This window comes from Pseudomonas sp. P1_F7 (assembly GCF_056405655.1).
The window spans coordinates 53,299-72,925 of sequence record NZ_JBFUBR010000003.1 but is presented as its reverse complement, the minus strand read 5'-3'; the positions used below and the strand labels follow the sequence as shown (position 1 = coordinate 72,925).

General features: G+C 60.5%; 16 protein-coding genes and 2 pseudogenes. 9 read left to right on the top strand and 9 right to left on the bottom strand.

The annotated features are described in order from the left end of the window. Window positions 1–106: 106 nt before the first annotated feature. From prpC to AC1D1M_RS04410, 3 genes are read right to left on the bottom strand one after another with little or no spacing between them, the layout of a single operon-like run. Window positions 107–1,234, bottom strand: coding sequence for a bifunctional 2-methylcitrate synthase/citrate synthase (gene prpC, locus AC1D1M_RS04420; RefSeq protein ID WP_477774712.1), 1,128 nt, complete (start codon window positions 1,232–1,234; stop codon window positions 107–109). A 42-nt stretch (window positions 1,235–1,276) separates the two neighbouring features. Then, window positions 1,277–2,167 (bottom strand): methylisocitrate lyase, encoded by an 891-nt coding sequence (prpB, locus tag AC1D1M_RS04415; RefSeq protein ID WP_108218923.1) that lies wholly within the window; start codon window positions 2,165–2,167, stop codon window positions 1,277–1,279. Beyond that, entirely contained in the window at window positions 2,164–2,883 is a 720-nt protein-coding gene (locus tag AC1D1M_RS04410; protein WP_477774711.1) for a GntR family transcriptional regulator, read from the bottom strand. Before AC1D1M_RS04410 ends, prpB begins: the two co-directional genes overlap by 4 nt. A gap of 297 nt (window positions 2,884–3,180) precedes the next feature. Between AC1D1M_RS04410 and rloA the strand changes: the two genes are divergently transcribed. The 4 genes and pseudogenes from rloA (at window position 3,181) to pabB (ending at window position 7,589) form a co-directional block, all read left to right on the top strand. Further along, a complete protein-coding gene (rloA, locus tag AC1D1M_RS04405) occupies window positions 3,181–3,717 on the top strand; it encodes a retropepsin-like aspartic peptidase RloA (RefSeq protein WP_217837642.1) in 537 nt (178 codons plus the stop codon). A 5-nt stretch (window positions 3,718–3,722) separates the two neighbouring features. After that, window positions 3,723–5,258 carry an osmotic stress tolerance membrane protein RloB gene (gene rloB, locus AC1D1M_RS04400; protein WP_116261800.1) on the top strand — a complete coding sequence of 512 codons (1,536 nt, stop codon included), beginning with the start codon at window positions 3,723–3,725 and terminating at the stop codon, window positions 5,256–5,258. Then, window positions 5,258–6,136 (top strand): annotated as a pseudogene (locus AC1D1M_RS04395) (alpha-L-glutamate ligase-like protein); the annotation flags it as partial. The gene rloB and the pseudogene AC1D1M_RS04395, both read left to right, overlap by 1 nt. Window positions 6,137–6,245: 109 nt before the next feature. Continuing rightward, window positions 6,246–7,589 (top strand): aminodeoxychorismate synthase component I, encoded by a 1,344-nt coding sequence (pabB, locus tag AC1D1M_RS04390; protein WP_477774710.1) that lies wholly within the window; start codon window positions 6,246–6,248, stop codon window positions 7,587–7,589. 113 nt (window positions 7,590–7,702) lie between these two features. Here the strand turns inward: pabB and thrH are convergent, their stop codons facing one another. Next, on the bottom strand, window positions 7,703–8,320 hold the full coding sequence (gene thrH, locus AC1D1M_RS04385) for a bifunctional phosphoserine phosphatase/homoserine phosphotransferase ThrH (protein WP_477774709.1): 618 nt from the start codon (window positions 8,318–8,320) through the stop codon (window positions 7,703–7,705). A 172-nt stretch (window positions 8,321–8,492) separates the two neighbouring features. Between thrH and AC1D1M_RS04380 the strand changes: the two genes are divergently transcribed. The 3 genes from AC1D1M_RS04380 (at window position 8,493) to AC1D1M_RS04370 (ending at window position 12,110) form a co-directional block, all read left to right on the top strand. Beyond that, window positions 8,493–9,227 (top strand): phosphoadenylyl-sulfate reductase, encoded by a 735-nt coding sequence (locus AC1D1M_RS04380; protein WP_477752589.1) that lies wholly within the window; start codon window positions 8,493–8,495, stop codon window positions 9,225–9,227. 556 nt (window positions 9,228–9,783) lie between these two features. Then, window positions 9,784–11,325 (top strand): NCS1 family nucleobase:cation symporter-1, encoded by a 1,542-nt coding sequence (locus AC1D1M_RS04375; protein ID WP_477774708.1) that lies wholly within the window; start codon window positions 9,784–9,786, stop codon window positions 11,323–11,325. Between the two features lie 56 nt (window positions 11,326–11,381). Next, a complete protein-coding gene (locus AC1D1M_RS04370; RefSeq protein WP_477774707.1) occupies window positions 11,382–12,110 on the top strand; it encodes an aspartate/glutamate racemase family protein in 729 nt (242 codons plus the stop codon). A gap of 60 nt (window positions 12,111–12,170) precedes the next feature. Here the strand turns inward: AC1D1M_RS04370 and AC1D1M_RS04365 are convergent, their stop codons facing one another. After that, complete coding sequence (locus tag AC1D1M_RS04365; RefSeq protein ID WP_477774706.1) at window positions 12,171–13,094, bottom strand: LysR family transcriptional regulator; 924 nt, start codon at window positions 13,092–13,094, stop codon at window positions 12,171–12,173. Window positions 13,095–13,218: 124 nt separating this feature from the next. Here AC1D1M_RS04365 and AC1D1M_RS04360 point away from each other — a divergent pair, with 124 nt between their 5' ends. Then, window positions 13,219–13,965, top strand: a complete 747-nt coding sequence (locus AC1D1M_RS04360; RefSeq protein WP_477774705.1) for a 3-oxoacyl-ACP reductase family protein — start codon at window positions 13,219–13,221, stop codon at window positions 13,963–13,965. Window positions 13,966–14,016: 51 nt separating this feature from the next. On the opposite strand, the gene AC1D1M_RS04355 is transcribed toward AC1D1M_RS04360, so the two are convergent. Further along, on the bottom strand, window positions 14,017–14,712 hold the full coding sequence (locus tag AC1D1M_RS04355; RefSeq protein WP_477774704.1) for an HAD-IA family hydrolase: 696 nt from the start codon (window positions 14,710–14,712) through the stop codon (window positions 14,017–14,019). Window positions 14,713–14,990: 278 nt separating this feature from the next. On the opposite strand from AC1D1M_RS04355, the pseudogene AC1D1M_RS04350 reads away from it, so the two are divergent. Next, window positions 14,991–18,149: pseudogene (locus AC1D1M_RS04350) on the top strand (RHS repeat-associated core domain-containing protein); the annotation flags it as partial. A gap of 81 nt (window positions 18,150–18,230) precedes the next feature. On the opposite strand, the gene AC1D1M_RS04345 reads toward AC1D1M_RS04350, so the two are convergent. From AC1D1M_RS04345 to AC1D1M_RS04335, 3 genes are all read right to left on the bottom strand, one after another. Then, complete coding sequence (locus tag AC1D1M_RS04345; protein WP_477774703.1) at window positions 18,231–18,413, bottom strand: hypothetical protein; 183 nt, start codon at window positions 18,411–18,413, stop codon at window positions 18,231–18,233. A gap of 16 nt (window positions 18,414–18,429) precedes the next feature. Then, entirely contained in the window at window positions 18,430–18,897 is a 468-nt protein-coding gene (locus AC1D1M_RS04340; RefSeq protein ID WP_477774702.1) for a hypothetical protein, read from the bottom strand. A gap of 113 nt (window positions 18,898–19,010) precedes the next feature. Beyond that, on the bottom strand, window positions 19,011–19,379 hold the full coding sequence (locus tag AC1D1M_RS04335) for a hypothetical protein (RefSeq protein WP_007988063.1): 369 nt from the start codon (window positions 19,377–19,379) through the stop codon (window positions 19,011–19,013). Window positions 19,380–19,627: the final 248 nt, after the last annotated feature.

Genomic DNA, 19,627 nt, shown 5'->3' with positions numbered 1-19,627 from the left:
GATGTAACTGCCGACATTGATGTTGAATGTCAGCCCGTCATCGCGAGCAAGCTCGCTCCCACAGGGATCGGCGTTGATTTCAGATCCCGGTGCCGACCTCCACCATTCAGCGTTGTTCGATTGGTACGAACTTGCGCTGTTCAACGCCGGTGTACTCGGCGCTTGGACGGATGATGCGGTTGTTGGCACGTTGTTCGTACACGTGGGCGGCCCAGCCGGTCAGGCGCGAGCAGACGAAAATCGGTGTGAACAACTTGGTCGGGATGCCCATGAAGTGGTACGCCGAGGCATGGTAGAAGTCGGCGTTCGGGAACAGCTTCTTCTGCTCCCACATGGTCTTGTCGATGGCTTCGGACACCGGGAACAACACCTTGTCGCCCACTTCGTCAGCAAGCTTTTTCGACCAGCCCTTGATCACCTCGTTGCGCGGATCGTTGTCCTTATAGATCGCGTGGCCGAAGCCCATGATCTTGTCCTTGCGCTCGAGCATGCCGAGGGTGCCCTTGATCGCGTCTTCCGGCGACGAGAAACGCTCGATCATTTCCATCGCCGCTTCGTTGGCGCCGCCGTGCAGCGGGCCGCGCAGCGAGCCGATGGCCGCGGTGATGCACGAATACAGGTCGGACAGGGTCGACGCGCAAACACGTGCGGTGAAGGTCGACGCGTTGAATTCGTGCTCCGCGTAGAGGATCAGCGAAACGTTCATCACCTTGACGTGCAGCTCGCTCGGTTTCTTGCCGTGCAGCAGGTGCAGGAAGTGGCCGCCGATGGACGGCTCGTCGCTCACGCAATCGATGCGCTTGCCTTCGTGGCTGAAGTGATACCAATAAGTCATGATCGCCGGGAACGCGGCCAGCAGGCGGTCGGTCTTGTCGTGCTGCTCGGAGAAGTCGTTCTCCGGTTCCAGGTTGCCCAGGAACGAGCAACCACTGCGCATAACGTCCATCGGGTGGGCGTCGGCGGGGATGCGTTCCAGCACTTCTTTCAGCGCTTGCGGCAGGTCACGCAGCTTGCCCAGCTTGGCGATGTAGGCGTTCAGTTGTGCTTTGCTCGGCAGTTCACCGTACAGCAGCAGGTAGGCGACTTCTTCAAACTGCGCGTCTGCCGCCAGTTCACGAACGTCGTAACCGCGATAAGTCAGACCGGCACCCGACTGGCCCACGGTGGACAGTGCGGTTTGCCCGGCTACCTGGCCACGGAGCCCGGCGCCACTGAGTACTTTTGCTTCGGCCATTTCTGCCTCCAATTTCTTGAATTTATTAGGGAGTTATTCGACTTACTTTTTCGCGGCGAACAACGCATCGAGCTTCTGCTCGAAGGTGTGGTAGTCGATGCGATCGTAAAGCTCCATGCGGGTCTGCATGGTGTCGATGACGTTCTGTTGCGTGCCATCGCGACGGATCGCGGTGTAGACGTTTTCTGCAGCCTTGTTCATGGCGCGGAACGCCGACAGCGGGTACAGCACCAGCGATACGTCGGCAGCGGCCAGTTGCTCGGTGGTGTACAGCGGTGTCGCGCCGAATTCGGTGATGTTGGCCAGGATCGGCGCTTTCACGCGGTTGGCGAACAGCTTGTACATGTCCAGCTCGGTGATGGCTTCCGGGAACACCATGTCGGCACCGGCCTCGATGCACGCGGCGGCGCGATCCAGGGCAGACTCCAGGCCTTCCACCGCCAGGGCGTCGGTACGGGCCATGATCACGAAGCTGTCATCGGTACGCGCATCGACGGCGGCCTTGATGCGGTCGACCATTTCCTGCTGGGTCACAATCTCTTTATTAGGACGGTGACCGCAGCGCTTGGCGCCGACCTGGTCTTCGATGTGAATTGCCGCGGCGCCAAACTTGATCATCGACTTGACGGTGCGAGCGACGTTGAACGCCGAGGAACCGAAACCGGTGTCCACGTCCACCAGCAATGGCAGGTCGCAAACATCGGTGATACGGCGCACGTCGGTCAGCACGTCATCCAGGCCGGTGATGCCCAGGTCAGGCACGCCGAGGGAGCCGGCAGCCACCCCGCCACCCGACAGGTAGATCGCCTTGAAACCGGCGCGCTTGGCCAGCAACGCGTGGTTGGCATTGATCGCGCCGACCACTTGCAGTGGGTGTTCGCTGGCGACCGCATCGCGGAAACGCTGGCCTGGTGTGCTCTTGTTCAAACTCATGACTCACCTCGTTTGGCTGTCGGGTTAACGCCGTCCTGGTAGTGACGGGCGATATTGCGTTTGGAGGCGCCGATGTGACGGCGCATCAACAACTCGGCCAGTTCACCGTCACGGTCGGCGATGGCATCGAGAATGCGGTGGTGCTCGGCGAACGCCTGGTGCGGGCGATTGGGCGTGGTCGAAAACTGGATGCGGTACATGCGCACCAGTTGATAGAGCTCGCCGCAGAGCATTTGGGTCAACGTGCGGTTGCCGCTGCCCTGGATGATTCGGTAATGGAAGTCGAAATCGCCTTCCTGCTGGTAGTAGCCTCTCCCGGCCTGAAACGCCTCATCGCGCTCATGGGTTTCCAGGACCCGACGCAGCTCGTCGATTTCTTCGAGGCTCATGCGCTCGGCGGCCAGGCGACAGGCCATGCCTTCCAGGGATTCGCGGATTTCGTATAGCTCAATCAGTTCGGCGTGGTTGAGCGACACCACCCGTGCGCCGACATGCGGCACGCGAACCAGCAGGCGCTGGCCTTCCAGACGGTGGATGGCCTCGCGCAACGGGCCACGGCTGATGCCGTAGGTACGCGCCAGTTCCGGCTCGGAAATTTTGCTTCCCGGCGCGATCTCGCCTTTGACGATAGCCGCCTGAATGCGTCGGAAGACGTTCTCGGACAGGGTCTCCGTATCGTCTTGCGCTAAAACCGGGGGATCGAGTTGATCCAGCATATTGTCGACACCTTGTGAGCCAATGCCGCAAAAACTAACGAATACAGGCGACACAGTCAAAGGTTAAATCGATATTGTCGACAATCTTCTGATAACCGGCTGCACCATAACGAAGCAACCCATCTATTTATAGCCACCGGCCAGCGCTGGCGCCATCAAACCACCGTGCTAGAATGCCGCCCGCATTTGTTTGTCACATCTGCACTGCCTGTCATAAAACCCTGCCAGGCATACGAGGGAGCTTGCGCAGCGATGCCAGGGCCTTGAATCAAGTCGGACCGCTGCGCACCAGGATTTATGAGACTCAAGCCCTTCCCTGCCTTCCTTTATTTCCTTTGCCTGCCCGGCTTCGCAATGGCCGGGGAAAAGACCGTGTATGGCCTGAATGAGTACGCATCGCTCAATGGTATTGATCTGGAAGTGGCGGCCAAACTCGACACCGGGGCGAAAACCGCTTCCCTGAGTGCACGGGATATCAAGCGTTTCAAACGCAACGGCGAGTCGTGGGTGCGTTTTTATCTGGCCATCGACGCCGCCCATTCGCACCCGATCGAACGCCCGCTGGCCCGCGTCAGCAAAATCAAGCGCCGGGCCGGCGACTACGACCCGGAGGAAGGCAAAAAGTACACCGCCCGTCCGGTGATCGAGCTGGACATCTGCATGGGCTCGGCCCTGCGCAGCATCGAAGTGAACCTGACCGACCGCAGTGCTTTCCAATATCCGCTACTGATTGGCTCCGAAGCGCTCAAACGCTTCGATGCACTGGTTGACCCCAGCCTTAAATATGCTGCCGGCAAACCCGCCTGCACCACCGACGCTCATACCGCCGAGTAATTTAAATGCGCTCTCTTACCCTTCATCTGAAACTGCTGATCGCCATCCTGGTGGTGCTGGGCATTTCAGTTACGGCCTATCAGATCTTCGTGCTGGGCATCCCGGTGACCGAAGACGCCACTGACGACCTGTGGAACATCGACGCCAAGGTCGAGTTCGTCGCCAGCGCCAAGGATCCGGTCAAGATCCAGATGTTCGTTCCTCCGCTGAGCCGCGACTTCGTCAGCCTCAACGAGAGCTTCATCTCCAATAACTACGGCGTGGCCGTGAACCGGGTCGATGGCAACCGCAAGGTCACCTGGTCGGCACGCCGGGCCAAAGGCAATCAGACGCTGTATTACCGCCTGGTGCTGACCAAGCGTTATTCCGGTGAGAAAGCCAAGATCAAAGGCCCAACCTTTCGCGACAGCATGACCATCGAAGGCCCGGAAAAAATCGCCGCCGAAGCCCTGCTCGCACCGATTCGCCAGCACTCGGCCGACGTCGAAACCTTCGTCGGCGAATCCATCAAGCGGGTCAACAACCTCAACGACGACAACGTGAAGCTGTTGCTGGCCGGTGATCCGTCCACCGCGCACAAGGCAAAAATCGTCGAGTTGCTGCTGTCCATCGCCCACGTGCCGATCGAGAAGGTCCACACCATCCGTCTGGTGGCCGACCAGCCGCAAATACCGGAACTGTGGCTGCGCAGTTTCAATGGCACCGACTGGCTGTACTTCAACCCGGAAACCGGTGAACAGGGCCTGCCGACCGATCGCCTGCTGTGGTGGACCGGTGACGAAAACCTGATCACCGTCGACGGCGGCAAGAAAGCCAACGTGACCTTCAGCCTGAACAACAGCGAAATGAACGCCATTCGCCTGGCCAAGCTGACCGACGAAAACACCGACGCCAACTTCCTCGAGTACTCGCTGTACGGCCTGCCGCTGCAAACCCAGCAGACCTTCATGATCATGGTGATGATCCCGATCGGCGTACTGGTGATCCTGATCCTGCGCAACCTGATCGGCATCCAGACCCTGGGCACCTTCACCCCGGTGCTGATCGCCCTGGCCTTCCGCGAAACCCAGCTCGGCTTCGGCATCGCGCTGTTTACCATCATCACGGCGCTGGGCCTGTCGCTACGCTCCTACCTCGAACACCTGAAGCTGCAAATGCTGCCGAGGCTGTCGGTGGTGCTGACCTTTGTGGTGGTGTTGATTGCGGCGATCAGCCTGTTCAGCCATAAACTCGGCCTGGAGCGCGGCTTGTCGGTGGCGCTGTTCCCGATGGTGATCCTGACCATGACCATCGAACGCCTGTCGATTACCTGGGAAGAACGCGGCGGTGGCCATGCCATGAAAGTGGCGATCGGCACGCTGTTCGCCGCGTCCCTGGCGCACCTGATCATGACCGTGCCGGAACTGGTGTACTTCGTGTTCACCTTCCCGGCGATCCTGCTGATCCTGGTGGCCTTCATGCTGGCCATGGGTCGTTATCGCGGTTATCGCCTGACCGAACTGGTGCGTTTCAAGGCCTTCCTGAAAAAGGCTGACGCCTGATGTTCGGCCTCTGGAAGACCTGGAAGGCCCTGGAAGCCCGGGGCATCATGGGGATCAATCGGCGCAACGCAGACTACGTGCTCAAGTACAACAAGCGCAGTCTGTACCCGATCGTCGATGACAAGATCATCACCAAGGAACGCGCCATCGCCGCCGGCATCCATGTGCCCGAGTTGTATGGCGTGATCTCCACCGAGAAGGAAATCGACAATCTCGAAGAGATCATCGGCGGGCGCAGCGACTTCGTGATCAAACCGGCCCAAGGCGCCGGTGGCGACGGCATCCTGGTCATCGCCGACCGCTTTGAAGGCCGATATCGCTCGGTGTCCGGCCGGATCATCAGCCATGAAGAAATCGAGCATCAGATTTCCAGCATCCTGACCGGCCTGTACTCCCTGGGCGGGCACCGCGACCGGGCGCTGATCGAATACCGCGTGATTCCGGACCAGATCTTCAAGAGCATCAGCTATGAAGGCGTGCCGGACATTCGCATCATTGTTTTGATGGGCTACCCGGTGATGGCCATGTTGCGCCTGCCGACGCGTCAGTCCAACGGCAAGGCCAACCTGCACCAGGGCGCCATCGGTGTCGGCGTGGACCTGGCCACCGGCCTGACCCTGCGCGGCACCTGGCTGAACAACATCATCAACAAACACCCGGACACCACGAATGCAGTGGATGGCGTGCAACTGCCCTACTGGGACGGTTTCATGAAACTCGCCGCTGGCTGTTATGAGCTGTGCGGGCTGGGCTACATCGGTGTCGACATGGTCCTGGACCAGGAAAAAGGCCCGCTGATTCTGGAGCTCAACGCCCGGCCGGGGCTGAATATCCAGATTGCCAATGACTGCGGGCTGACGTTGCGTACTCATGCGGTGGCACCACAGGAGTGTGCGGCCACATGCTTCTTTCCGACATCCCTCTAGGACCAAATCCTACAGAGGTCTACAATCGCCACCCCGCCTCGACGGCTGATCTCCCCCGCCCATGCTGACCTGTTCCGTACACCCGCTGCCCTATCGCGCCAACCCCGCCCAATACTTCGCGGCGATTCGCCATGCCCCCGGTGCCGTGCTGCTCGACAGTGGCCGCCCCAGCGCCGACCGCGGTCGCTATGACCTGCTCAGCGCCTGGCCACTGGAACAACTGACGGTATCGCCCGATGAAAGTGGCGACGCGTTCCTGCAACGCCTGCGCGACAACCTGACACGCCTGGGCGATGCCATTCTGCCAGCACCTTATGAGTTGCCGTTTGCCGGTGGATTGATCGGCTACCTGAGTTACGACTTCGGCCGGCATCTGGAGCGCCTGCCGAGCCAGGCCCGTGACGACCTGCAACTGCCTGACGCGCGTTTCGGTTTGTACAGCTGGGCATTGGTCAGCGATCACCTTTCGCTGACCAGCCAGTTGGTGTTCCACCCGACACTGCCCGTCAGCGAGCGCCAGCGCCTGATCGATCTGTTCAGCCAGCCCGCACCGGAAGTGGTCGTTCCATTCAAACTGCTCACCCCGATGACTGCCGACTTGAGCGCTGACCAGTATCAACAGGCCATCGAGCGCATCCAGCAATACATTCAGGCCGGCGACTGTTATCAGGTCAACTTCGCCCAGCGTTTTCGTGCGCCCTGCCAGGGTGATCCCTGGACCGCTTACTGCGCACTGCGCGCAGCGTGCCCGACGCCTTTTTCCGGTTTCCAGAGCTTGCCTGACGGCGATGCCGTACTCAGCCTGTCGCCGGAACGCTTCGTCAAAGTCAGCCAGCGCCATGTGGAAACCCGCCCGATCAAGGGCACTCGACCTCGGGGCCTGACGCCTGAGCAAGACGCCGCGAACGCCGCCGAACTGCTGGCCAGCCCCAAGGACCGCGCGGAAAACCTGATGATCGTCGACCTGCTGCGCAATGACCTCGGTCGTACCTGCCGCACAGGTTCAGTACGGGTGCCGGAATTGTTCAGCCTGGAAAGCTATCCGAACGTGCACCACCTGGTGAGCAGCGTCACCGGTGAACTGGCGGATGAGCGCGATGCCCTGGACCTGATCGCCGGCAGCTTCCCGGGAGGCTCGATTACCGGCGCGCCAAAGATTCGCGCCATGCAGATCATCGACGAGCTGGAACCGACCCGGCGCGGACTGTATTGCGGTTCATTGCTCTACCTGGACGTGCGCGGCGAGATGGACAGTTCCATCGCCATCCGCAGTTTGCTGGTCAAGGACGGACAGGTGTGTTGCTGGGGTGGTGGCGGGATTGTCGCGGATTCCGAGTGGCAGGCCGAATATCAGGAGTCGATCACCAAGGTGAAGGTGCTGCTCGAAACCCTGCAAAACCTCTGAAACCCTCCGCAGTAGGAGCTGTCGAGTGAAACGAGGCTGCGATCTTTTGATCTTGTTTTTTAAGATCAAGATCAAAAGATCGCAGCCTGCGGCAGCTCCTACAGAGATCGGGTTTACAGGCTCAAAGTGCGGTTCGAAGCCTTGATGAACTCCTGCTTCAACGCCTCAAACGTGTGCACCGCCGGGAACTGCGGGAACTGCGCAATCACGTTATCCGGCGCATGGAACAGAATCCCGGCATCGGCCTCGCCCAGCATCGTGGTGTCGTTGTAGGAATCCCCCGCCGCGATCACCCGGTAGTAGAGGCTCTTGAAGGCCAGGACCGACTGACGCTTGGGATCTTTCTGACGCAGTTGATAGTCAATGACTCGCCCGCTGTCGTCAGTAATCAGACGGTGGCAGAGCAAGGTCGGGAAGCCCAGTTGGCGCATCAATGGCTGGGAGAACTCATAGAAGGTGTCCGACAGGATCACCACCTGGAAGCGCTCGCGCAGCCAGTCGACGAACTCGATGGCGCCGTCCAGCGGCTTGAGCGTGGCGATCACTTCCTGAATGTCGGAGAGCTTCAGGCCGTGCTCGTCGAGAATCCGCAGGCGCTGCTTCATCAGCACGTCATAGTCGGGAATGTCCCGGGTAGTGGCCCTGAGGGATTCGATCCCGGTTTTTTCGGCGAAGGCGATCCAGATTTCCGGGACCAGCACACCTTCAAGATCCAGACAGGCAATTTCCACAAGACACTCCCATTTGTATTGATTATTGAGTCGAGCGAGCAAAAAGACTGCCGAACTCTAGCGACTCGGGCCGGCCTGCGCAACGCAGAGGATGCCCCGGCCCGTGCAGCTTTTTGTTACCATCGACCCATATAGAGCGCCCAGCGCCACCGACCTGTAGGAAGCCGCCCTGATGAGCCCAACGTTCGACGTCGTGGAACTCGCCACGACCTATGCCAACAAATCCGCCCAGGACATCCTGAAGCTCGCGTTTGCCGAGTTCGGCGATGACCTGTGGATATCTTTCAGCGGTGCCGAGGACGTGGTGCTGGTGGACATGGCCTGGAAGCTGAACAAGAACGTCAAAGTGTTCAGCCTCGACACCGGCCGCCTGCACCCCGAGACCTACCGCTTCATCGATCAGGTGCGCGAGCACTACAAGATCGACATCGAACTGGTGTCGCCGGACCACACGAAACTCGAACCCTTCGTGAAGGAAAAAGGCCTGTTCAGCTTCTACAAGGACGGCCATGGCGAATGCTGCGGCATCCGCAAGATCGAACCGCTGCGCCGCAAGCTGTCCGGCGTGAAAGCCTGGGCCACCGGCCAGCGTCGGGACCAGAGCCCCGGCACCCGCAGCGCCGTCGCGGTGATGGAAATCGACACCGCGTTCTCCACCCCGGAACGCACCCTGTACAAGTTCAACCCGCTGGCGCAAATGACCAGCGAAGAAATCTGGGGCTACATCCGCATGCTGGAACTGCCGTACAACAGCCTGCATGAGCGCGGTTTCATCAGCATCGGCTGCGAACCCTGCACCCGCCCGGTGCTGCCAAACCAGCATGAGCGTGAAGGCCGCTGGTGGTGGGAAGAAGCGACGCAGAAGGAATGCGGGTTGCATGCGGGGAATATCATCAGCAAGGGGTAGGAGCGAGCTTGCTCGCGATGGTCGTCAACGAAAACGCTGTAAACCTGATTCCCCCGCGACGCTCTCGAGTTTTTCGCGAGCAAGCTCGCTCCTACAGAGTCAATATGCCACAACCAAAATGTGTACACAGGAATGTCACCATCGGTGCCATTTATGTGTGCACTTTTCGTTTCTGCGCCCCCAAAAGTTACATTCCTCCGCCTGACTTGCGCCGCCACACCCTCCTGAATCCCCTTCTTGAAATAAATACCTGTTCAATCGGTCAATTTATATTGTCTATTTTTCAGTAACTTGGCGAAAAGCCATAACAAAACGAAATGAGCAGAGCATTTCATAGAACGCTCGACTGGCATGGATCTGGCTTAAGTGCATACATGTTTTGTATACAATCAAATCAAAACATACACACACTTTAGATCCGCAAGCCTGAAGCGCCCTATCCCGTACAGGCTGCAGATGCCCCGTAACCAATGATATTCGCCACCCGCGACGAAGATTTGTCGAGCCAATGCTCATGCACAGTCATCGCGGCGTCGAGCATCAGGAGCCTGCCGGAATGCGTACTAGTCTCTCCAATAACAACATCGCGCTGGATCTACCCTCCTCCCATTCCACTCACACGACCGACAATCAAGCACATCACTCCCCCGTCGTGCTCAGTCCCCGACTGCACAACAAGGATCTGGCGCCAACCAAGGCCGAAGGCCGGCGCTGGGGCCGCTACAGCATCTTTGCCCTGTGGACCAACGACGTGCACAACATCGCCAACTACTCGTTTGCCATCGGCCTGTATGCCCTGGGCCTGGGCGGCTGGCAGATCCTGTTGTCCCTGGGGATCGGTGCGGCGCTGGTGTATTGCTTCATGAACCTGTCCGGCTACATGGGACAAAAGACCGGGGTGCCGTTTCCGGTCATCAGCCGGATCAGTTTCGGCATTCATGGGGCGCAGATTCCTGCATTGATCCGTGCGGTGATCGCCATCGCCTGGTTCGGTATCCAGACGTATCTTGCGTCCGTGGTCTTTCGCGTGTTGTTGACGGCGGTCCATCCCGGGTTCGCCGACTACGACCACAACTCGATCCTCGGCCTGTCGACCCTGGGCTGGGTGTGTTTCGTCGCGATCTGGTTCGTGCAACTGGCGATCCTCGCCTACGGCATGGAGATGGTGCGGCGCTACGAGGCGTTTGCCGGCCCGGTGATTCTGCTGACCGTCGCCGCACTCGCCGCGTGGATGTACACCCAGGCCGATGCGACCATTGCCTGGTCGATCCGTGAGCCGCTGACTGGCGGTGAGATGTGGCGCAACATCTTTGCCGGCGGCGCGTTGTGGCTATCGATCTACGGCACGCTGATCCTCAACTTCTGCGATTTCGCCCGCTCTTCGCCGTGCCGTAAAACCATCAAGGTCGGAAATTTCTGKGGCTTGCCGGTGAACATTCTGGTGTTCGCCAGCATCACCGTCCTGCTGTGCGGCGCGCAATTTCAGATCAATGGCCGGATCATCGAAAGCCCGACCGAAATCATCGCCTCGATCCCCAACACCTTCTTCCTGGTACTCGGCTGCCTGGCGTTCCTGATCGTCACCGTGGCGGTGAACATCATGGCCAACTTCGTCGCCCCGGCGTTCGTACTCAGCAACCTGGCGCCCAAGTACCTGACCTTCCGCCGTGCCGGGCTGATCAGCGCGACCATCGCCGTGCTGATCCTGCCGTGGAACCTCTACAACAGTCCGTTGGTGATCGTGTATTTCCTGTCCGGCCTCGGTGCCCTGCTCGGCCCGTTGTACGGGGTGATCATGGTCGACTACTGGCTGGTACGAAAAGGCCAGGTCAACGTGCCGCAGCTGTACAGCGAAGACCCGAACGGCGCGTATTACTACAGCCACGGGGTCAATTTGCGCGCCGTGGCGGCGTTCATTCCCGCCGCCCTGATCGCCATCGTCCTGGCCCTGGTGCCAGGGTTCCACAGCGTATCGCCGTTCTCCTGGCTGATTGGTGCCGGCATCGCCGGGATGCTCTACCTGATCATTGCCAAGCGCCAACCGCACTATGCCGATGTCAGCGGTGAAGCCATCGCGGTCGACAACGTCAGCCACTGATCCTGTCGCGGCCCGGCGTTGTCGGGCCGCAGAACCATCTGCAATAAGGACTCCCCATGCGCATTCTCGTGGTCAACGTCAACACCACCGAATCCATCACCCAGGCCATCGCCCGCTCGGCGCAAGCCGTGGCATCGCCCGGCACGGAAATCGTCGGCCTCACCCCGCACTTTGGCGCCGACTCCATCGAGGGCAATTTCGAAAGTTACCTGGCGGCCATCGCGGTCATGGATCGGGTGATGTCCTACGACCAGCCTTTCGACGCCGTGATCCAGGCTGGCTACGGCGAACACGGCCGTGAAGGCTTGCAGGAACTGCTCAATGTACCGGTGGTGGACATCACCGATGCCGCCGCCAGCACAGCGATGTTTCTCGGTCACGCTTACTCCGTGGTCACCACCCTCGACCGCACCGTGCCGCTGATTGAAGATCGCCTCAAGCTCTCCGGCCTCTGGGACCGTTGCGCCTCAGTGCGGGCCAGCGGCTTGGCAGTGCTGGAACTGGAGCACGAGCCGCAGCGCGCACTGGAAGCCATCGTGCATCAGGCCGAACTGGCGGTGACTCAGGACAAGGCCGAAGTGATTTGCCTGGGCTGCGGCGGCATGGCCGGGCTGGACGAGCAGATTCGTCGACATACTGGCGTACCGGTGGTGGACGGCGTGACGGCGGCGGTGACCATTGCCGAGTCGCTGGTGCGACTGGGGTTGTCGACATCAAAGGTGCGGACGTATGCGATGCCGCGGCCGAAAAACATCATTGGCTGGCCGGCGCGGTTCGCCCGGTAGACCGCGGTGCCCCAATCGCGAGCTTGCCCGCGATGGCCGCGCCTCGGTCTTGAGGCTGACTCAAACAGCACTAAACCTCTGCCCCAACCCCCGCTCGGTAAACTGCTCAATGATGAAATCGACAAACGCCCGGGTCTTGCCGGGCAGCAGTTTGTGTTCGGCGTAATAGATGGAGGTGTAGCCGTCATCGATGTACCAGTCCGGTAGCACCCGCTGCAGCCTGCCCGACTCCAGATAGCCCGCGGCAAACGGCATGCTCACCAGCGCAATGCCCAGACCTTGCGCGGCCGTGGCGCAGGCGGCCTCGGAATCGCTCATGGTCATCCGCGCCTTGAGCGTCAACGGGCTGTGTTGCTGATTGCGATGGGTCAACTGCCAGGAGCGCACCCGACCGGTCTGCGGCGAGCGGATCAGAATTCCGTCATGGTGCTTGAGGTCATCCGGCTCGCTGATCGCCGCATGTGTCTCCAGGTAGTCCTGCGTAGCCACCAACACCCGATGCGCCGGGCTCAGCCGACGTGCCACCACACCCTGGGGCAATTCGAAGCCGCCGCCGATTGCCGCGTCGAAACCCTGCCCGATCAGATCGACCTGGCGGTTGTCGAAGTGCCAGTCCGGGTTGATCGCCGGGAATCGTCGCAGAAACTCGCCGAGCATCGGCACAATGTACAGGCAGCCGAATACCGTCCCCATGCTGACTTTCAGGGTGCCCGCCGGTTGCCCTCCGGCGCTGGCGAGATTGGCCACGGCATTCTGGATCGTGTGCAGGCTGCCGCTGACTTCGCCGAGAAACAACTGACCGGCTTCCGTCAGCGTCAGGCTGCGAGTGCTGCGCTGGAACAATCTGACGCCCAGGCGCGCCTCGAGCTTGGCAACGCTCTTGCCCACCGCCGCCGGCGTCAGGCTCAAGCGGCGCGCCGCTTCGGCAAAGCTGCCGACCTCGGCACTACGCACAAAGCATTCGATACTGCTGAAGGTTTCCATAGTCGCCACTATAAACTTTTGGTTTACACAGACTATCGTAATTATGGTCTACACAGCAGGTAATCCTGAATCGATACTAGGCTCCATCAACCGGGACATCTCGCCTCGGGATTTGGAGATCGACATGACTACTCAGAACCTCAGCGGCAAAGTGGCATTGATTCAAGGCGGTTCCCGCGGTATCGGCGCAGCCATCGTCAAGCGCCTGGCTGCTGAAGGCGCGACCGTTGCCTTCACTTATGTCAGCTCCACGGCCAAGGCCGAAGAACTGCAAGACAGCATTACCGCCAAGGGCGGCAAGGCCCTGGCCATCAAGGCCGACAGCGCCGACGCCGACGCCATCCGCGGCGCCGTGTCCGCCACGGTGGAAGCCTTCGGTCGCCTGGATATCCTGGTCAACAACGCTGGCGTACTGGCCGTCGCACCGCTGGCCGAGTTCAAACTCGAAGACTTCGACCAGACCCTGGCCATCAACGTGCGCAGCGTATTCATCGCCACCCAGGCCGCCGCCAAACACATGACCGAAGGCGGACGCATCATCAACATCGGCAGCACCAACGCCGACCGCATGCCCTTCGCCGGTGGCGGGCCATATGCCATGAGCAAGTCGGCACTGGTCGGCCTGACCAAAGGCCTGGCCCGTGATCTCGGTCCGCAAGGCATCACCATCAATAACGTGCAACCGGGCCCGGTCGACACCGACATGAACCCGGCACACGGTGACTTTGCGGAAAGCCTGATCCCGTTGATGGCCGTGGGCCGTTACGGCAAGGCCGAAGAAATCGCCAGCTTCGTTGCCTACCTCGTCAGCCCTGAAGCGGGCTACATCACGGGTGCCAGCCTGACCATCGACGGTGGCTTCGGCGCCTGATGCTTCTCGGTCCTGTGGGAGCGAGCAGGTTCGCTCCCACATTTTCAGCCGTCAGTTCCTCTCAAGCGCCGGTAACCCACAAGTGCCCGGCTCAAACGCTTTCAGCGTACGAAGAATGCCATCAGCGTGTGCGTACCTGGCGTCGGCCATTGCCGCATCCGGAATTGCAATCGCCGTCATCCCCGCCGCTTTCGCTGCGGTGACACCGAAGGGCGAATCCTCGAACACCAGGCAACTTTCGGGCGCAATGCCCAGACGCCGCGCCGCCGTCAGGAAAATATCCGGTGCCGGTTTGGCCGCGCCCACCTCGGGGTCATCGGCGGTGACGATGAAGTCGAACAAGGCGAACCAGTCGCGGTGCAATGTGGTTTTCTGGCCGAACGACTGGCTCGAAGAACTGGTTCCCACGGCAATGGGAATGTTGTTGGCCTTCAGATGCCGTACCAGTTCCTGTGCGCCGGGCATCGCTTGCGCTGTAGGAAAACGCTCGCGCATCAGCGGCTCGCGGATCACCAGGAACTCTTCGGCGGTAATCGGCAAGTCCAGCGCTTCAACCACATAGCGCGCCAGATCTCCCGCGCCCCGGCCAATGATGTTCTGTTTGATGCTCCAGTCGAACGTCCGGCCGTAACGCGCGGCAATGATGGACGTGACTTCGGTGTAGATGCCCTCTGTGTCCAGCAACAAGCCGTCCATATCGAAAATCACGGCCTTGATCGGGCCGAATGCTTTCAGTGGTGCATTCATCGCATCTGATCCGTTTTTCAGGGCATCCCGGGCAGCTCAGGTACGGCGGATGCCCGGGGGGGTTAAAGGATTCAGCAGCATAGCGAGAGCCACTGCCTTGGAGCAACGATGAAATCCCGATCCACGCCGAATGGCTCTCCGTGATTTAGCGAATCGCCCTACACCAAACGCCAACTCTCCCGACTTCTTTCCTTGCAGATTCCCCGCAGAGTTTCGCGCTCTACATTCCGCCAAGCGAAAGACTGCAGATGTTCGATCCCCAAAAGGTATTGGCCCTGAACAACTGCTCGGTGTCGATGGTTACCGGCGAAGAACTGCTGACCCTGACCGACGGCACCCTCGACGGGATCCTGCCGTTCGACTTTACCCGCCTCTATCGAACCAATGCCGTCGAACTCGACAGCGGCCTCGGTTTTGGCTGGAGCCATTCGCTGTCCCAGCACCTGGAACTTCACGGCGAGCATGTGCTGTGGACCGACCCGGAAAACCGCCGCACGCCGTTTCCACGGCCGACGGCGGCGCGTCCGGTGATCCACAACAGCCTGTCGCGGGCGGCGATTTACCTCGGCGAGGAGCCGGACGAACTGATCCTCGCCCTGGTGGGCGACCGCGCGCGGTTCTACCACTTTCATGACGGCCGGCTCAGCGCGATCAGCGACGCCTACGGCAACCGCCTGACGGTGCAGCGGGACCGCTTTGACCGGATCCAGCGCCTGGACAACGGCGCCGACCGCGCCTTGTTGCTGCGTTACGACCTCAAGCACCTGGTGGCCGTCGACTATCAGGTGTTTCAGCGCAGCGATCCCGAGGCGTACACCTGGCGCACCGAACAGACACTGGTCAGCTACCGCTACGACGCCCGCCAGCGTTTGATCGAGGCGACCAACGCCGCGGGTGAAAGCGAGTGCTATGACTACGACGAGCAGCACGTCATCCTGCAACGGCAACTGGCCGGCGGCGCGAGTTTCTTCTGGGAGTGGGAACGCTCCGGCAAGGCGGCCCGCTGCATCCATCACTGGGCTTCGTTTGCGCAGATGGAGGCGCATTACGTCTGGGACGATCAAGGCTGCGTGACGGTGAACAACGCCGACGGTAGCGAAGAGGCTTACGTTCATGACGACCGCGCACGGTTGGTGCGCCAGGTCGGGCGGGACGGCGGCAAGCAGCACAAGGCCTATAACGATCAGGGCCGTCTGATCGCCGAGCAGGACGCCCTCGGCGCCGTCATCGAACACCATTATGACGAAGTCGGCCGGCTGATCGCGCTGCTTGCGCCGGATGAGGCGCCCACGTCCTACGAGTATCGCCACGGTTTCCTGTACACCCGCACCCGCGGTCAGGCGAAGTGGACCTACCAGCGCAATGCCCAGGGCGACATCACTGCCATCACCAATCCCGACGGACAGATCACGCGCTATTTCTATGACACGCAGGGGCGCCTGCTGACGATCCGTTTCCCCGACCAGAGCGGTCACCGGTTTGTCTGGAACGCCTTGGGGCAATTGCTGGAAGAGACCCTGCCGGACGGTGCTCAGCGCACTTTTTCCTACGATGCGTTGGGGCGGCGGATTACCCGGCAGGACGAACACGGTACCGTCACCGGTTATGAGTGGGACGCCATGGATCGACTGACCCGGACCACGCTGCCCAACGGTGCCCGCCGTGCCTGTCGCTACAACGCCTACGGCCAGGTCACCGCCAACACCGACGAACTGGGACGGGTAACCCGTTACGAATACGCCGACGACCTGCACTTGGTCAGCCGTCGGATCAACCCCGACGGCAGCGCGCTGAAGTACCGCTACGACCATGGGCAATTGTTGCTCACCGAGATCGAAAACGAAGTCGGCGACACTTACCGGCTGGACTACACCCCGGGTGGATTGATCCGACAGGAAACCGGTTTCGATGGCCGTCGTACCGCCTACAGCTACGACCTCAATGGCCAGTTGCTGGAGAGAACCGAGTTTGGCGACGACGGTTCGCGGCTGGTTACCGGTTATCAACGTGACAGCGCTGGGCGGTTACTGGTCAAAACGTTGCCCGATGGGGTCAAGGTCGAATACCACTACGACAACTTCGGGCGACTGGTCAGCGTCGATGACGGCCAGGACCATCCGCTGGAGTTCGAATACGACCGCCAGGACCGGCTGATCACCGAGCATCAGGGCTGGGGCACCTTGAGCTACGGCTACGACGCCTGCGGTCGGCTCAAGCGCCTGCGACTGCCGGACGCCTGTGTCCTCGTCTACCACCACGCCAAGGGGGGCGCCCTCACTGCCATCGACCTCAACGGCACGCGCCTGACCAGCCATCGTTTTGTCAGCGGGCGCGAACAGCAACGCCAACAGGGCCTGCTGCTCAGCGATTACACCTACGACGAGCAAGGCCGTTTGCAAGCCCATGCCGTCAGCCAAAAGCAACGACCGCTGTACCGCCGCAAGTATGCCTACAGCATCAAGGGCAACCTCCTGCAGATTGCCGACAGCCGCCACGGTTCACGCCGCTACCAATACGATGCGCTCGACCGCCTGACCGGCGTACGTCACGCCCGCGACCAGTCCGCAGAGAACTTCACCCACGACCCGGCCGGTAACCTGCTGATCCACGACCGCCCCGGCCCGAGTGTGCTCCAGGGCAACCATCTGCACCGCCGTTACGACGGCCACTACGACTACGACGCCTTCGGCAACCTGATCCGCGAACGTCGCGGTACGCCGACCCAGGTCACTGAATACACCTACGACAGCCAGCACCGCCTGATCGGCGTCAGCACTCAGGACGGTAAAAGTGTCAGCTACCGCTACGACGCCTTCGGCCGGCGCATCGGCAAAACCGTCGACGGCCAGACCACGCAATTCTTCTGGCAAGGCAACCAGCTCATCGCCGAAAGCGGCCCCCGGCACTACCGCAGCTACGTCTACGAACCCGGCAGCTTCCGCCCGCTGGCGCTGCTCGACGGCAAAGGCCGGGCAAACGCCTGCCCGCTCTACTACCAACTCGACCACCTCGGCACCCCGCAGGAACTGACCAGCTACGGCGGCGCCATCGTCTGGTCGGCCAAATACACCGCCCACGGCAAACTCCGTGAACTGAGCCACGGCGACGGCGAACGACTCGAACAGCCGCTAAGGTTTCAGGGGCAATACTTCGACGCAGAGACTGGCCTGCACTACAACCGGTATCGCTACTATCATCCGGACATCGGTCGTTATCTGACGCCGAATCCGGTCAAGTTGGCCGGTGGGTTGAACCCGTATCGGTATTCCAGGAACCCGACGGAGTGGGTGGATCCGTTGGGGTTGAGCGGGAGCTGTCCACTGGCGAATAAGGCAGGGGGCTCGGCGCCAGATGGGGTAGGTGAGGCAAAGGTTGATGAGGGTGAGCCCAATGTGCCCTCTCCAAAACCTCCAAACCAATATTTACATCGCGCAGACTCAGGCCACGAAATATCGGGGACTGGGCGTTGGACGCGTTCGGTCAGCTAGACAACCGGTCAATTCGGCAACACGGCTCGATCAATCTTCGTCCTCTTCCTCATCGTCAAAATCAATATTCCCCACATCGCCCGCATCATCAGCGTCGTTAAGCGGCACCGTCGCATCATCCATCAGCGATCCCGGATCTTCATTGCCGGGATCGTTGATAGAGGGCAGTCCGCTCGGGCCCTTTTCTTCCTTGCCTTCGCTTTTCGCAGTCATGGGATGCCTCGCTCAACTAGTGATGCTTTTTGTGGTGCTTGTTCGAGTGTTTATAACCGTTACCGGAATGGGAATGACCGCTGTCACTCCCCAGATCATTGCCGACCGCACCGCCGGCTGCTCCGCCAAGACCGGCACCGATGGCCGATCCGGTCGAACCGCCGAGACTGTTGCCGACCACCGATCCACCCGCCGCGCCCAAACCACCGCCTACCGCCGCCTCGGTGCGACTGTGCTTGGGCGCGGCAATGGCACTACCGGCCGCTCCGCCGACACCCGCGCCAATCGCTGCCCCCGTGCTGCCACCCACCTGGCCACCAACCACATTGCCCAACACCCCACCAAGACCACCGCCCACGGCGGCATCTCCATTACCTCCAGCCAGCGCGATCTGTGAGACCAGCAATCCAAAAACAATCGCAGGCACCATCAATAGTCGAGCATTCAGGCTTCCGTTTTTTTTGCCGTTGGTTTTCGGGTTCATGGCACGCCTCGCATTCTTCCAGAGTATGGAAGATTTGAGCTGCTGCAGCGTGAAACGTTCATAAATGAAAAAGCCCGGCATCAAGCCGGGCTTTTTTCAAATCTGAATCAGGATCAGTGACGCTTGTGACCATTGGCCAGGTTGCTGCCTACGCCGCCGCCCAATGCGCCGCCCAGGCCTGCACCGATGGTGGCACCGGACTTGCCACCGAGGCTGTTACCGATCACCGAACCACCGGCCGCGCCGACACCGCCACCGATAGCAGCGCTGGTGCGATGACCTTTTTTGGCGGCAACTGCGCTGCCCGCCGCGCCAGCCACGCCCGCACCAATCGCTGCGCCAGTGCTGCCGCCCATTTTCTGGCCGACCACGTTACCCAACGCGCCGCCCAAGCCACCGCCCAGCGCGGCAGTGCCGTCACCAGCCATTGCACCTTGAGCAACCAGAAGCCCCAGAACCAGAGCAGGCAGTGTTAAACGCATGACAAAAACCTCAAAAAATAGGGGTAAACAAAAAGGGGGGCGAGATTGAATGCTTTTGCGCGGATAAAGTCCAGCACGCCGGTCCAACTTCGCGATTGGCGACGGTTGGACAGCATTTTTGAAAAAGGTTTTATGACGGACAAAAAAAAGCCCGCTGGGGAAACGGGCCAGGTGTTGCTTTCTAACGGATGAGTCGAGATTACGGAGGGTGCTGTGAAAAGTTTGTGAAAGATCAGCATCTTTAAAAA

Excerpts from the sequence above, each read along its gene's own strand:
- prpC (WP_477774712.1), bottom strand. The coding sequence starts at position 1,234 with ATGGCCGAAGCAAAAGTACTCAGTGGCGCCGGGCTCCGTGGCCAGGTA.
- prpB (WP_108218923.1), bottom strand. The coding sequence starts at position 2,167 with ATGAGTTTGAACAAGAGCACACCAGGCCAGCGTTTCCGCGATGCGGTC.
- AC1D1M_RS04410 (WP_477774711.1), bottom strand. The coding sequence starts at position 2,883 with ATGCTGGATCAACTCGATCCCCCGGTTTTAGCGCAAGACGATACGGAG.
- rloA (WP_217837642.1), top strand. The coding sequence starts at position 3,181 with ATGAGACTCAAGCCCTTCCCTGCCTTCCTTTATTTCCTTTGCCTGCCC.
- rloB (WP_116261800.1), top strand. The coding sequence starts at position 3,723 with ATGCGCTCTCTTACCCTTCATCTGAAACTGCTGATCGCCATCCTGGTG.
- pabB (WP_477774710.1), top strand. The coding sequence starts at position 6,246 with ATGCTGACCTGTTCCGTACACCCGCTGCCCTATCGCGCCAACCCCGCC.
- AC1D1M_RS04380 (WP_477752589.1), top strand. The coding sequence starts at position 8,493 with ATGAGCCCAACGTTCGACGTCGTGGAACTCGCCACGACCTATGCCAAC.
- AC1D1M_RS04370 (WP_477774707.1), top strand. The coding sequence starts at position 11,382 with ATGCGCATTCTCGTGGTCAACGTCAACACCACCGAATCCATCACCCAG.
- AC1D1M_RS04365 (WP_477774706.1), bottom strand. The coding sequence starts at position 13,094 with ATGGAAACCTTCAGCAGTATCGAATGCTTTGTGCGTAGTGCCGAGGTC.
- AC1D1M_RS04360 (WP_477774705.1), top strand. The coding sequence starts at position 13,219 with ATGACTACTCAGAACCTCAGCGGCAAAGTGGCATTGATTCAAGGCGGT.
- AC1D1M_RS04355 (WP_477774704.1), bottom strand. The coding sequence starts at position 14,712 with ATGAATGCACCACTGAAAGCATTCGGCCCGATCAAGGCCGTGATTTTC.
- AC1D1M_RS04345 (WP_477774703.1), bottom strand. The coding sequence starts at position 18,413 with ATGACTGCGAAAAGCGAAGGCAAGGAAGAAAAGGGCCCGAGCGGACTG.
- AC1D1M_RS04340 (WP_477774702.1), bottom strand. The coding sequence starts at position 18,897 with ATGAACCCGAAAACCAACGGCAAAAAAAACGGAAGCCTGAATGCTCGA.
- AC1D1M_RS04335 (WP_007988063.1), bottom strand. The coding sequence starts at position 19,379 with ATGCGTTTAACACTGCCTGCTCTGGTTCTGGGGCTTCTGGTTGCTCAA.